The following is a 13,450-nucleotide window of genomic DNA, read 5'->3' as shown; positions in this document are numbered from 1 at the left end:
AGGTCTCCTATTGAAAACGAGTCCATAAATCCGTGTCGGTGCCTAGGGATGGTGAATAAGTGACGATAAATCGAGGGTTTTGCTCGTTTTCTTACGCCTCCGGCTGCGTATGATAACGATAAGGTAACCCGTCCTGCATACACGACGTAGCCAATCGTAACTAATTTTGCCACCAACCACCGGAAAAGCCAAATAACCCAATCCCCAGCTTGTGTCATGTTCCAGGATCCCCCGTCTTTACATAGAATTGTCGACGAACTGCGTGCAGGGAATCGCCTGGCGTTAGAAGAACTCTACCTGCATTATTACCAGCGTCTCTGCGACTTCGCCTGCCAGATTACCCACAACCCCGAATTGGCCGAAGAGGTCGTCGTAAAAGTCTTTATGAACTTATGGCAGCACCGGCAGTTGCTGTCCATTTCCTCGTCGTTGCAAGGCTACCTGTACGCAACGGTCCGCCGCAAGGCACAGGAAGCCACCAGCCACCAGCTGATTCCGGGATTGCAAAAGAAAAAGGCAGAAAACGCCGACGAAGCGCCGTTCAATCCGCTCGACCTGCTGCTGTATCAGGAACTGAATTACCGTCCTAATCATCTGGTCGACCGGCTGCCCGCCCAGGATCAACTCATTCTGCGCCTGAAATTGTCGGGCTTGTCGTATACCGAAATTGCCCTGACGCTGGCGTTGTCGTGGCGGCACATTGCGGCCAGCCTCGACCGTTCCCTGAACTTTTTCATGTACGGCGGCAGCGTTCCCTACGGAGAGGCCGACGGGGCCAAAAGATGGAACGAGGCCGAAGTCGACAGTTGGCTGACGTACATCCTCGACCAGGCTTCGGAAGAAGTGACCAGTCAGGTTGCGCAATGGCTGCTGCAAAGCGCGGACTACACCCGCCTGGAAAAAGAGCTGCGCGAGTGCATCCAGGACATTACGCTGGACCGCGCCGTTTACGACGTGCTGGGCCGGGGACTTCAGAAACTGGACGACAAGATGGATGCCGCCGAAGCGTGGCACTTTTGGGAAAAGCGGCCTACCCGGACCTTTCGGTTTCATAAAAAACGTTCGGCCCACATTGCCCTGTTGCTGATGACCTTTCTGGTCGGACTGACCCTCGGGCTGATCGCCTACCGGACGTACCAACAGCCCCAGGCGAAAAAAGTCTCGGTCGAAACCCTGCAAAAAGGCCAGACCCTCATTCGGAACGTCATCCACCTCGGCGACGGCTCCTGACCCTTCGCCCGGAGCGAAGGCGCAAAATTAACGTTGCGGTAACCTGTAGGTGTGGTTTGTGGTGTACTATTGCCCGTCCGTTTCCAACCCTATGCCATGGTACTTCGCTCGCTTGTTCTCCTTCTTTTCCTGGGTTTTGTCACGTCCCTTCAGGCTCAGTCCGCCCTGGAGGTGCAGCCCCTGGTGCGTGCCCATGCCCATAACGACTACGAACACGAACGCCCCTTGCTGGATGCGCTGGCACACGGCTTTTGCTCGGTCGAATCCGACGTGTTTCTCATCGACGGCGCACTTTATGTGGCGCACAACCGCCCTGCGCAACCCGATCCGGCCCGTACCCTTGACCGTCTGTACCTGAGGCCCCTGTGGGAACGCACTGCGCAGGGTACGCAACCGGTGTATGCCGGGCATCGCACCCTGTTTTACCTGATGATCGATTTCAAGACCTCCGACGAAGCCACGTACCGCGCCCTCCAGGCTCAGCTGGCGCCTTACGCCGCCATGCTTTCGGTCGCTCCGGGCGACGGCAAGCCGGTGCGGGTGTTTCTCTCCGGCATTGAAAAGCCGCCGCTGAAACCCCTGGTCTTGTACGATGCACAAGCGCTGACGGCATTGGACGGTCGTCCGGATGACCTGGGACAGGACATCGACCCGGTGCGCATGCCGGTGGTGAGTCAGAGCTACAACCGGTTTTTGTCGTGGAAAGGGAAGGGACCGGTGGCCCCCGACGAGCTGAAACGCTTCCGGGCGTTTGTCGAGCAGGCCCATGCCGAAGGGAAAAAAGTGCGTCTGTGGGGTACGCCCGACACGCCGGCAGTCTGGCAGTTTTTGTGGGAGAACGGCGTCGACCTGATCAACACCGACCGCCTCGCCGACCTGCAAGCATTCCTGCGGGCCAAACGCGAAGGCTAGCCGCCCAGCGGGTTTCCATGCACCCTTTTTTCAGAAGAGCCAGAGGCAAAACACTTTGAAGTGCTTTTGTAGCATTTCGATGGCTTTGTAGATGATTTTGTAAGTAGACTTGGGCGTGATGGACATCACTTCGGCTACCTCCTGATAACTCAGATTTTCGTAAAAGCGCAGGAAAATCGCTTCGCGTTGCCGGGGCGACAACTGTTCCAGCCCCAGGTTCAGGCGGTCCTGCTGCTCCTGCCACAGCTCTTCCTGCATCAACGCAACTTCGTGCGCATATTCGATGGCAAACGCCGGGCCGCTCAGGCTGGCTTCGGCCACAAACCGGGCTTTGCGTTGCAGGGCCCGCACCAGATCGCGCCGTAAGGCTTTAAAGAGGTAATATTTAACGGAAGTCGTGTCGCCCAGGCGGGTGCGGTCGCGCCACAGCCGCAAAAAGAGCTCCTGAATCGCGTCCCGCACCAGATCGCGGTCGGCCGTAAACTTGCTGCCGTAGTTAAACAACACGTTGGCGAAGCGGTGGTAGAGCTGCTGAAACGCCGCACGATCGCCCTGCCTGAACGCCCGCCAGACCGCTTCCTCCGATTCGTACTCAGGCATGTGTTCAACTCGCGCCATGCAGGTGATGCTTGTGCCCGCTCGTCGGCGTTGGGCCGTGGGTGTGGTGGGCGTTCGGTCGCCAACTTCCCCCTGCCTGGGGGAGGTTGCTGTTAACCAAGATGCAAATAATAATCTGATTATACTCATCCGTCAGGCTTTTCTGTTGCAGGGCGGTCCATCGATTCACGGACGATAAACCCTGCGGTAAACGGCTCGCTTGGGCAGGACGCAGCGGCGCACGCAAAGAAACCTCAGGCACCATGCCTCAAAACTTATCGCCTGGGGCGACAAAATTTTTTTCGGAAGGCTAGGGGTAAAATCCGGACTTCGTGCCTTTTGAGGGAAAGAAGGTTCAGAAGACCCTTCCGAGCGAGCCTATGAATTACGAGACATTCGGCGCGAAAGAACTGGCCCAGGACGAGTCGTTTCAGCAGTGGGTACTGCAGGGCGACCGGACCAGCCATGCCTTCTGGACCCAGTGGGTACAGGAACATCCTGAAAAACGGGAGGATGTTGAAGAAGCGCGTCACTTTCTGACCAGCCTGCGGTTTCGCCAACATGCGTTGACGTCGGAAGAACTAACGCAGATGTGGGAGCGGATCGACCACGCGACCGCACCACCGGCCCTGCGGGTGACGTCCCGGTGGGGGATGGGCCAGCGGGTGGCGGCAACCGTGGCGCTGTTGCTGACGCTGGGCGCGGCTCTGTACCTATGGCAGGCGCGCACGCCGGCAGAATACGTAACGGCCTTCGGCGAAACGCGGGAAATCATCCTGCCCGACGGCACGGTGGCTTTGTTGAACGGGAACACGCGGCTGCGACTGGCCGATACCTGGGATGCCGCCCACGTACGCGAAGTATGGCTGGACGGCGAAGCTTTCTTTCAGGTAACCCACCAGGAAGCCTACGAAGAAAACGCCCGCTTTCGGGTGCATACGGCCGACCTGGACGTGGAAGTGCTGGGCACCGAGTTTAACGTGACCACCGCGACGCAGGGCACGCAGGTCGTGCTGGAGACGGGCAAAGTTCGCGTCGATCTGGCGCCTTCGCAACTCGCTCAGGAGGTCGTGATGGAACCCGGCGAGCTCGTCGCGTTCTCGCGGGCCACCCGTCAGGTGGAACAGCGGCCCGTCAACACCGAACGCTACACCTCCTGGACCGACCGCTACCTGGTGATCGACGACATGTCGCTGCACGAAATCGGCGAGTTGATTACCCGCACCTACGGACGCCCCGTCATCATCGCCGATACCTCGCTGGCGCAACAGCACCTGAGCGGCAACCTGCCCGCCGACAACCTCGAACTTCTGCTCGATGCGCTTGCGATGAGCCGCAACCTGGCCATCACCTACGAAAACGATAACATCTTGATCAAACGAAAAGAATAACCTTGAATCCCTAGCCCTGGAAGTATTTACAACCTACCTACTCGTCCATACCTTATGAAAATTTTCTACCTCACGGTTGGGTTCGCCATGACCAGCCTGCTGCCCCCCGTCCCTGCGGAGGCGCAGGTGCAGGCTTCCACCAGCCTGGCGTATCGGATCGCCTCCTCCGACGAACAGCCCAAGCAAAAGGAGGTCTCCCTTAAAAGTCTGTTTCAGGAACTGGAGCAGCAGTTCGGGGTGAAGTTCATCTACCCCTCCGAAATTCAGGGGCAGGCCATCCGCTACTACGTGCACCGAAGCGTGGGACTGGAGAAAAACCTGCAGGCCGCCCTGCAATCGACTTCGCTGCGTTACAAAAAGGTCGGCGACGACTATTATGCCATTTACCGGGAGGTAGAAGAAACCACGGCGGAGGTGGTGCAGCCCGTCTGGAAAGACGCTCGCACGCCGGTAGCGGCTTCCATGAGCGCGCACAACACGTTGATGGCCATCCGTGCGGCCCGGGCCCAGCGGGCGGTCGCGATCAGCGGGCGCGTCATCGATGCGACGGGCGAAGGCATTCCGGGCATCAACATTCTGGAGAAAGGCACCACCAACGGGACCATCACCGACGTCAACGGAAACTACACCCTGAACGTGGGCGACAACGCGACCCTGGTGTTCAGTGCGGTAGGGTTCGCTACGCAGGAAGTGGTGGTAGGGGGGCGCACCACCATTGACGTAACGATGGCCGACGACATAAAAGCCCTCGACGAAGTGGTGGTTGTGGGGTACGGCACGCAGCGCAAGGGCGAAATCACCAGTTCGGTGGCCAGCATCGGCGTAGAAGAATTCAACAAGGGGAACATCAGCAACGTCTCGCAACTGTTGCAGGGCAAAGTGTCGGGCCTTTCCATTTCGCGTCCCGGCGGCGATCCCAACGCCGGATTTGCCATTCGGCTGCGCGGCCTGTCCACCCTTGGGGCCAACACCCAACCGCTGGTGGTGGTCGACGGGCAGATCGGGGCGGACCTGAACACCGTAGACCCGAACGATATCGCCAGCATCGATGTGCTGAAAGACGGATCGGCTGCCGCCATTTACGGAACGCGCGGGTCGGCCGGGGTGATCATCGTCACCACCAAGTCGGGGTCGGCCGATAGCTTCGGCGTGTCGTACAGCGGACTGGTGCAGACCGAAACGCCGGCCCGCTTCACGCAGCACATGACCGCCGACGAGTACCGCCAGTTGAGCAACGCCGTGGATTATGGTGCAACCACCGACTGGTACAAAGAGATCACCCGCACCGCGTTTTCGCATACGCACAACCTTTCGCTGTCGGGCGGCAACAGTTCCGGCACCACCTACAGCGCTTCGGTCAACTTCCGCAATGCGCAGGGCGTGGCGATCAACACCGGGTTCAACCAGATCAACACCCGGCTCAATTTGTCGCAGTCGGTCCTCGACGACCGGCTGGTCTTCAACCTCAACATGAGCAACACCTCGCGCGAGTCGCAACTGGGGTATTCGGAGGCCTTCAAGTACGCGGCTATCTACAACCCGACCGCCCCGGTACACACCACCGATCCGCTGTACGACCTGACCGGCGGGGGCTACTACGAAGCAAACAACGTCGACTATGCCAACCCCGTGGCGGTACTGGAACAGAACATGCGCGACCAGGAACTGAAGCGGTTTAACTTCAACGGCTCCGCTACCTTTCAGATCGTCGACGGGCTGAAATTTCTGGTGCGCTACGCCCAGCAGACCACTAGCACTTTCGACGAAGCGTACTTGCCCCGCACGTCGTTCCATTCGCGCAACTTTCTGGGCGTGAGTGGCTTCAGTCGTGGGGGGTATTCCTGGAAGGCGGACATCGAAAACCGGAACCGGCTCTATGAAAACACCCTTTCGTACGACGGGCGGATCAGCACCATCCGCGTTTCGGCCGTGGCTGGGTATTCGTACCAAGATTTTCTGGACAAGCAGTTCGAAGTGGGCGGCGGCAATTTTGTGACCGATGCGTCGGGGCAGGATTTTTCTACCGCGCTGGATTTCGCCAGCGGCCGTGGCAACATCAACAGCTACAAAACCGGGTCGCGCCTGATCGGGTTCTTCGGGCGCCTCAACCTGAACTTCAACGAAGCGGCCTTCTTGTCGGCCAGCCTGCGTCGCGAAGGGGCTACTCAGTTCGGCGAAAACAACAAGTGGGGGATGTTCCCGGCGATCAGCGCGGGCGTCAACCTGGACCGCTTTCTCGACCTGCCCAGCGTGAGCAGCATCAAGCTACGCGCCAGCTACGGGGTGACCGGGGCCCTGCCGCCGGAGCCGTACCTGTCGTTGCAGACCCTGGCACCCGGTGGCGCCAACTTCTACGCCGGCAACAACGTCTACCTCCAGAGTTACGAGCCGGATAAAAACGCCAACCCTGACCTGAAATGGGAACGGAAGAAGGAGTTCGACGTTGGATTGGACTTCGTGATTTTCAACGACCGGATGACCGGTACGCTGGACTATTACAACCGCGTGACGTCCGACCTGATTTTCAACGTAACGGTGCCCGTGCCGCCGAACCTGGTGCCCACCACCTGGATGAACATCGGGGAGCTGAGCAGCAATGGCTTTGAACTGGCGCTGGCCTACGACGTGGTGCGCAGCTCGATGTTCACCTGGAACTCCAGTTTTAACTTTTCGACGTTCAACGTGAAACTGGCACGACTGGACCCCACGCTGGCCGGTAGCTACGTCGGGGCCACCAACCTGGGCACACCCGGGCAGGAGCAGACGCAAATTACGCGGGCCGTCGAAGGCCAGGCCATCGGGCTGTTCTGGGGTTACCAGTACCTCGGCGTAGACGAAGGCGGAAAGTACCAGCTGGCCGACCTGAACAACGACGGCAAGTACGACAACAACGACCAGATGGTGATCGGCAACGGCCTGCCCGACTTTCAGCTGGGCTGGACCAACACGTTCCGCTACAAGAATTTCGACCTGAACTTCCTGCTGCGCGGTGCGTTCGGCCACCAGCTGATCAACACCTACCGCGCCTTTTACGAGAATCCCAACCTGGCCAGCAGCTACAACGTCGTAAATACCCAGTACTTCAACCCCGACATCACCGACCAGCAGATCTTCAGCAGTTTGTTTGTGGAAAACGCCTCTTTTCTGGAGATGGACAACGCCACGCTGGGCTATCAGTTCAACCTGGAAAAGAAAGGATGGGTGAAGTCGCTGCGGGCCTACCTCACCGGCCAGAATCTGTTTATGATCACTAACTATACGGGAGTAGATCCGGAAGTACGTTACGCGGATGGCAACGCCGATGATGCCAATTCCTTAGCACCCGGCGTGGACCGGCGTGAGATCTGGGTGCTGACGCGCTCCTTTACCCTCGGGGTGAACGCTACTTTCTAACCTTCTACCACAAACGCCTACTACCATGCAATTGAGATACCTCAAAAGATTCCTGTTGATCGGGGGCGTCGTTGTTGGGTCGTGTACCGACCTGGACGAGAACAACGTACTCTACGATACAGCGACCAGTACCAATTTTTACCAGACTGACCGCGAAATCCTCTCGGCGGTGGGGGCGGCGTACGCCAACCTGTTCGGCTCGTTTGGCAATGCCGACAACATCATGCCCCTTTGCGAAGTCACGACCGACGAGATGGTCGTGCCCACGCGCGGGGCCGACTGGGGCGACGGCGGCCACTGGGTGCGGCTGCAAACCCACACCTACAACTCGCAGGACCCGCGTCCGCTCAACACCTGGAACTTCCTCTATGCCGGAGTCAATACCTGCAACCGCCTGCTGGCAACGCTGGAACCGATCGGCACCGAGCAGGCCAATGCGTTCATTGCGGAGCTGAAAGCCCTGCGGGCCATCTATTACTACTGGCTACTCGATTTGTTCGGCAACGTGCCGCTGAGCACCGACTTCTCGAATACCGAGCCGCCCGCCAACAGCACCCGGCAGCAGGTCTACGATTTTGTAGAAAAAGAACTGCTGGACAACGCACCGCTGTTGCAAAAGACCGGCCCGGCCGACGAGAGCACCTACGGGCGCGTCAACTACTACACGGCCTACACGGCGCTGGCCAAGCTGTACCTGAATGCCGAAGTCTACACCGGCACTCCGCAGTGGGACAAGGCCATCGCCGCCTGCGACGAGGTGATCAACTCGGGAATGTATTCGCTGATGCCGAACTACCGCGACAACTTCACCCGCAACAACAAAGGCTCCACGGAGTTCATCTGGGTGATTCCGTACGACGAGATCAACGCCACCGGCCATACCATTCCGCACATCACGCTGCACATGCAGAGCCAGAACACGTACCAGATGAGTGCGCAGCCCTGGAACGGCTTTGCTTCCATTCAGGAATTTTATCAGTCGTATACCGATCCGACGCAAAACCCGGGCCCGCAGGGCGAGGTCATTGGCGTCGACCCGGCGGGTACGCCCACCACGGGTACGCTCGACAACCGGCTGTCGAACTTCATCGTAGGCCCTCAGTTCGAGGCCGATGGCAGCACGCCGTTGCAGGATGGCGGGGCGGACCCGAACGACCCGAACGGCCCGCCGATCACCTTCACGCCTTACATCAACGAACTGTTGCCCAGCGCCTGGCGGCAATCGGGCGCGCGCATCGGCAAGTGGGAAATCTACAAAGGCAACAACGGACAGTTGAGCAACGATTACTGCATTTTCCGGTACGCCGACGTAATCCTGATGAAAGCCGAAGCCGTGGCCCGGCAAAGCGGTAACTGGAACGATCCCGTCACGCTGGCCATCGTCAACCAGATTCGGGAAGAGCACGGTAAAGTCGATCCGTTCCAGACGCTGGACGCTGAGGGGTTCCTGGCCGAGCGCGGCCGCGAAATGTTTGCGGAGTCGGTTCGTCGTACCGACCTGATCCGGTTCGGGAAGTACAACGACGCCTGGCGGTTTCACGACGCCGATCCCGCCGACAACCTGGGGCCGAACGGCATCAACCACCTGAACATTTTCCCGATTCCGGAAACGCAAATCAACGCCAACCGCAACCTGAAACAAAACCCGGGATACTAGTGTGAATGAGTGAATGAGTGAATGAGTGAGGTCTTTCCTGCGCAGAATCCCTTCCGGTAAATCATTCGTGAAGTCAACAACGTCATCAGGAAGGCAGCCATCCGTCACCGGCTGCTTTCCTGCTTTTCGGTTTCCGGGGTTTTCGGTAGTATACACCGACAAGCTCGTTCTCTCTCATCACCCCACAGCCCCCGGCGTAAGAATGAAGGGGGGAATGTAAATAAGGATGCCAGCCACCATGCGCAGCCACGACACAACTTTTTTGCGAAACCTTCGGCGGACCGGCTTGTTCGGTCTGGGTGCTCTGCTGCTGGCCGCCTGTCAGGTTTCGGCGCCCGAATCACCTCCGCGCGGAGCGACGTTGTTTACCCTGGTGCCGGCCACGTATACCGGCATCACCTTCGAGAACCGCGTCGAATACACCGAGGAATTTAACGTCTACACGTACCGTAATTTTTACAACGGCGGCGGCGTGGGGATGGGCGACCTGAACAACGACGGCTGGACAGACTTGTTTTTCTGCGGCAACCAGCAACCCAACCGCCTCTACCTGAATCGCGGAGGCGAGGGAACAGCACAGGCATTTCAGTTTACCGACATCACCGAACGGGCAGGTGTGGCCTCTACCGGCGTCTGGTCGACGGGCGTCAGCCTGGTCGATGTGAACGGCGACGGCTGGCTCGACATTTACATCTGCAAATCGGGCGACATCCGGGGCGAGAACCGCCACAACGCGTTGTTCATCAACGACGCCAACGGGCCGGGGGAGGTGCCTACCTTTACGGAACAGGCGCATGCGTACGGGTTGGACGAAAAGGGCCTCTCGACCCACGCCGCCTTTTTTGATTATGACCGCGACGGCGACCTCGACTGTTACCTGCTCAACAACTCGTTCCGCTCGGTAGGAAACTACGATCTGGTGAAAGACCAGCGGCAGGTGCGCGATCCGCTGGGGGGCAACAAACTGTACCGCAACGACGGCGGTCGCTTTGTCGACGTGAGCGAGGCGGCCGGCATCTACGGCAGCACCATCGGCTTTGGCCTGGGTGTAACGATCGGCGACCTGGACCGCGACGGCTGGCCCGACCTCTACGTGGCAAACGACTTTTTCGAACGCGATTACCTCTACCTGAACCAGCGAAACGGCACCTTCCGCGAATCGCTCGAAGAAACGATGCGCGAAATCAGCCTCGGCTCGATGGGGGCCGACCTGGCGGACCTGAACAACGACGGCTACCCGGAACTGTTCGTGACCGAGATGCTGCCGGAAGACAACGCCCGGTTGAAAACGAAGGCGCAGTTCGAAAACTGGAACAAGTACCAGATGAACGTCGCCAACGGCTACGGCCACCAGTTTCCCCGGAACGTGCTGCAGTTGAACCGCGGGCCGGTGCCCCAGGGGCCCCGGAGGACGGAAGCGCCCGTTGCCTTCAGTGAGATCGGGCGCATGGCGGGTGTGTCGGCCACCGACTGGAGCTGGGGTGCCCTGATGCAGGACTTCGACAACGACGGCTACAACGATATTTTCGTCGCCAACGGGATTTTCAAAGACCTGACCGACCTGGACTACATCCAGTTCATGGCCAATCCGGCCGTGGTGCGCGAAACGTTAAAGCAAGAGAAACAGGTGATCAAAACGCTGGTGGACCGCATGCCATCGCAGCCCCTCGGCAATTACCTGTTTCAGAACCACGGGGATCTGACGTTTACCAACGTGGCCGATGCATGGGGCCTGGCCACTCCCGGCTTCTCGAACGGCTCGGCCTACGGCGACCTGGACAACGACGGCGACCTGGATCTGGTCGTCAACAACGTCAACATGCCGCCGTTCGTCTACCGCAACGAAACCGACGCGCTGCGCGCCGACCACCATTTTCTGCAAGTGCAGTTGAAAGGTGCCGGCCAAAACGCCTTCGCCATCGGCACGCAGGTCACGGTATTCCGCCAGGGCGAGCAACGTTACCAGGAACTGATGCCCATGCGCGGCTTCGAGTCGTCGGTCGACTACCGCCTGCACTTTGGCCTCGGTACGTGGGCGTCTGTTGATTCGGTGCGGGTCCAATGGCCCGACGGCACCTGCAGCCACCTGGAAAACGTGGCGACGAACCAGATCCTGCTGGTCGATCAGACCCAAACGCCGGCGAGGCCCCGGCCAGCAGCAGCAGCGGCACCCGCTCCGATCTTCCGGCCGGTGCGCGACGCGGCCCTCGACTATGTACATCGGGAAAACGATTTTTCGGACTTCGACCGCGACGGGCTGTTGTTTCAGATGCTGTCGAACGAAGGGCCCCACCTCTGCAAAGGCGACGTGAACGGCGACGGGCGCGAGGATGTCTACATCGGCGGGGCGAAAGATGCTCCGGGTACGCTGTTTGTGCAACTGTCCGACGGCGGCTTTCGGAAAACCAGCGAGGCGGTGTTTGCCAGCGACCGCGTTTCGGAAGATACGGATGCGCTTTTCTTCGACGCAGATGGCGATGGTGACGCCGACCTCTACGTGTGCAGCGGCGGCAACGAGTTCCCTTCCGCCTCGACCGCGCTGATCGACCGGCTGTACCTGAACGATGGGCAGGGCAACTTTATGAAGTCCGGCCAATTGCTGCCCGCCGGGAAATTTGAAAGTTCGTCATGTGTGGCCGCCGCCGATTACGACGACGATGGCGACCAGGATTTGTTCGTCGGGATTCGCCTCCAGCCGTTTGCCTACGGGCTGCCCGTCAACGGATACCTGCTGGAAAACGACGGCCAGGGACATTTCACACCCGCCACGCATCCGGACCTGAACGCATTAGGGTTGCTGCGCGATGCGCAATGGGCCGACGTGGACCGCGATGGCGATCCCGACCTGATCGTGGTGGGTGAGTGGATGGGCATCAAGTTGTTTCGCAACGAACGCGACCCCGACACACACCGCCGCCTGTTGAAGGAAGCTTCCGCACCGGCAGGGCTGGCGCACACCAACGGTTTCTGGAGTTGTCTGGACGTCGCGGACCTGGATGGCGACGGCGACTTGGACGTGGTGGTGGGGAACCAGGGGTTGAACACCCGATTCCAGCCGTCGGCCGATAAACCCCTGACCTTGTACGTGAAAGACTTCGACCAGAACGGCTCCGTCGAGCAGATCCTCTGTGCTTACAATGGCGATACGGCCTACCCGCTGGTGACCCGACAGGATTTGGTAGCGCAACTCCCGACGCTGAAAAAACGCTACCTGAAAAATGTGGACTACCGCGACCAGACCATCGAAGACCTGTTCCGCCCGGCGCAGTTGCACACGGCCCTGGCGTTGCCGGCGTACGAGGCCCGTAGCGGCGTGCTGCTCAACCAGGGCGACGGCACGTTTGTGTGGCAACCCCTCCCGGACGAAGCGCAACGGGCCCCGGTCTGCGGAATTGAGGTAGGGGACTTTAACCGAGACGGCCACTTGGACCTCGTGCTGGGTGGCAACCAGTACCGCTGCAAACCCGAGGTGGGCATTCAGGACGGCAGTTATGGCCTGCTGCTGATCGGCAACGGAAAAGGCGGATTCGCGCCGGTTCCGGCCCACCGGTCGGGCCTGTTCGTCAAAGGAGAAATCCGGGATTTCGTGACCTTGCAGCAAGGTGCGCGCACGGTACTGCTGGTGGCCCGAAACAACGAAGCATTACAGACTTATCAGTATTGATCATGGCAAAATGGATCGTATGGCTTGGGCTCGTGGGAGCGCTTTGGAGTGGTTGCAGCGCCAAATCGGAATACCAGGAGCTGGTCGACAGCGAACTGCAACGCGGCGTGCGGTACGACAGCCTGTTTCTCGGCCTGACGTTCGGGATGACGAGCCAGGAATTCTTCGACCAGTGCTGGGACCTGAACCGGCAGGGACGGGTGATGGAAGGCGCCAGCAACACCACCGTGTTGTACCGTATGGCGGAGTTGCCGCATCCGGCATCGATGAATTTCTACCCGGAGTTCCAACAGAACCGAATCGTCCAGATGCCCGTCACCTTTGCCTACGACGCGTGGGCGCCCTGGAACAAGCACCTGTTTGCCGACAGCCTGCAACTCGATGTGCTGGCGCTCTTCAAGCAATGGTACGGCGACGGATTTATTAAAGTGACGCACTCGACCAAGGGCGATGCCTACGTGAAAGTGGACGGCAACCGCCGCATCACCCTCTATACCGATGCCGACGACATGCAGGTCCACGCTCTGTTTACCGACCTAACTGCCATAGACCACTAGACCTACGATCCCCACCGATGACTGCACACAAATGGATTTCAGGGAGCGG

At 59.4% G+C, this 13,450-nt stretch carries 8 protein-coding genes; 7 read left to right on the top strand and 1 reads right to left on the bottom strand.

Going from position 1 to position 13,450, the window contains the following annotated elements; genetic code table 11:
• The first annotated feature begins 216 nt into the window (after nucleotides 1–216).
• Together BLR44_RS16320 and BLR44_RS16315 are read left to right on the top strand one after the other, a co-directional pair.
• Nucleotides 217–1,230: a sigma-70 family RNA polymerase sigma factor gene (locus BLR44_RS16320; protein WP_089683890.1), complete on the top strand. Its 1,014-nt coding sequence runs from the start codon at nucleotides 217–219 to the stop codon at nucleotides 1,228–1,230.
• Nucleotides 1,231–1,326: 96 nt separating this feature from the next.
• Nucleotides 1,327–2,142, top strand: a complete 816-nt coding sequence (locus BLR44_RS16315) for a phosphatidylinositol-specific phospholipase C/glycerophosphodiester phosphodiesterase family protein (RefSeq protein ID WP_143017330.1) — start codon at nucleotides 1,327–1,329, stop codon at nucleotides 2,140–2,142.
• A 30-nt stretch (nucleotides 2,143–2,172) separates the two neighbouring features.
• Here the strand turns inward: BLR44_RS16315 and BLR44_RS16310 are convergent, their stop codons facing one another.
• Nucleotides 2,173–2,760 carry an RNA polymerase sigma factor gene (locus tag BLR44_RS16310; RefSeq protein ID WP_176956080.1) on the bottom strand — a complete coding sequence of 196 codons (588 nt, stop codon included), beginning with the start codon at nucleotides 2,758–2,760 and terminating at the stop codon, nucleotides 2,173–2,175.
• A gap of 359 nt (nucleotides 2,761–3,119) precedes the next feature.
• Between BLR44_RS16310 and BLR44_RS16305 the strand changes: the two genes are divergently transcribed.
• The 5 genes from BLR44_RS16305 to BLR44_RS16285 all read left to right on the top strand — a co-directional run bounded on the left by BLR44_RS16305 (nucleotide 3,120) and on the right by BLR44_RS16285 (nucleotide 13,401).
• On the top strand, nucleotides 3,120–4,130 hold the full coding sequence (locus BLR44_RS16305) for a FecR family protein (protein WP_089683883.1): 1,011 nt from the start codon (nucleotides 3,120–3,122) through the stop codon (nucleotides 4,128–4,130).
• 54 nt (nucleotides 4,131–4,184) lie between these two features.
• Entirely contained in the window at nucleotides 4,185–7,523 is a 3,339-nt protein-coding gene (locus BLR44_RS16300) for a SusC/RagA family TonB-linked outer membrane protein (protein ID WP_089683881.1), read from the top strand.
• Between the two features lie 25 nt (nucleotides 7,524–7,548).
• A complete protein-coding gene (locus BLR44_RS16295) occupies nucleotides 7,549–9,180 on the top strand; it encodes a RagB/SusD family nutrient uptake outer membrane protein (protein ID WP_089683879.1) in 1,632 nt (543 codons plus the stop codon).
• A gap of 262 nt (nucleotides 9,181–9,442) precedes the next feature.
• Nucleotides 9,443–12,844: a VCBS repeat-containing protein gene (locus BLR44_RS16290; RefSeq protein WP_245706087.1), complete on the top strand. Its 3,402-nt coding sequence runs from the start codon at nucleotides 9,443–9,445 to the stop codon at nucleotides 12,842–12,844.
• Between the two features lie 2 nt (nucleotides 12,845–12,846).
• A complete protein-coding gene (locus BLR44_RS16285) occupies nucleotides 12,847–13,401 on the top strand; it encodes a hypothetical protein (protein WP_089683875.1) in 555 nt (184 codons plus the stop codon).
• Nucleotides 13,402–13,450 lie beyond the last annotated feature (49 nt).

It is taken from the genome of Catalinimonas alkaloidigena, assembly GCF_900100765.1.
In the GTDB taxonomy this organism is placed as follows: domain Bacteria; phylum Bacteroidota; class Bacteroidia; order Cytophagales; family Flexibacteraceae; genus Mooreia; species Mooreia alkaloidigena.
The sequence above is the reverse complement of the archived record's forward strand: the minus strand, read 5'-3'. Positions and strand labels throughout refer to the sequence as shown.

What these genes read in the sequence shown, in the direction of transcription:
- BLR44_RS16310 (WP_176956080.1), bottom strand. Translation starts at nt 2,760, where the DNA reads ATGGCGCGAGTTGAACACATGCCTGAGTACGAATCGGAGGAAGCGGTC.
- BLR44_RS16305 (WP_089683883.1), top strand. Translation starts at nt 3,120, where the DNA reads ATGAATTACGAGACATTCGGCGCGAAAGAACTGGCCCAGGACGAGTCG.
- BLR44_RS16320 (WP_089683890.1), top strand. Translation starts at nt 217, where the DNA reads ATGTTCCAGGATCCCCCGTCTTTACATAGAATTGTCGACGAACTGCGT.
- BLR44_RS16315 (WP_143017330.1), top strand. Translation starts at nt 1,327, where the DNA reads ATGGTACTTCGCTCGCTTGTTCTCCTTCTTTTCCTGGGTTTTGTCACG.
- BLR44_RS16300 (WP_089683881.1), top strand. Translation starts at nt 4,185, where the DNA reads ATGAAAATTTTCTACCTCACGGTTGGGTTCGCCATGACCAGCCTGCTG.
- BLR44_RS16285 (WP_089683875.1), top strand. Translation starts at nt 12,847, where the DNA reads ATGGCAAAATGGATCGTATGGCTTGGGCTCGTGGGAGCGCTTTGGAGT.
- BLR44_RS16295 (WP_089683879.1), top strand. Translation starts at nt 7,549, where the DNA reads ATGCAATTGAGATACCTCAAAAGATTCCTGTTGATCGGGGGCGTCGTT.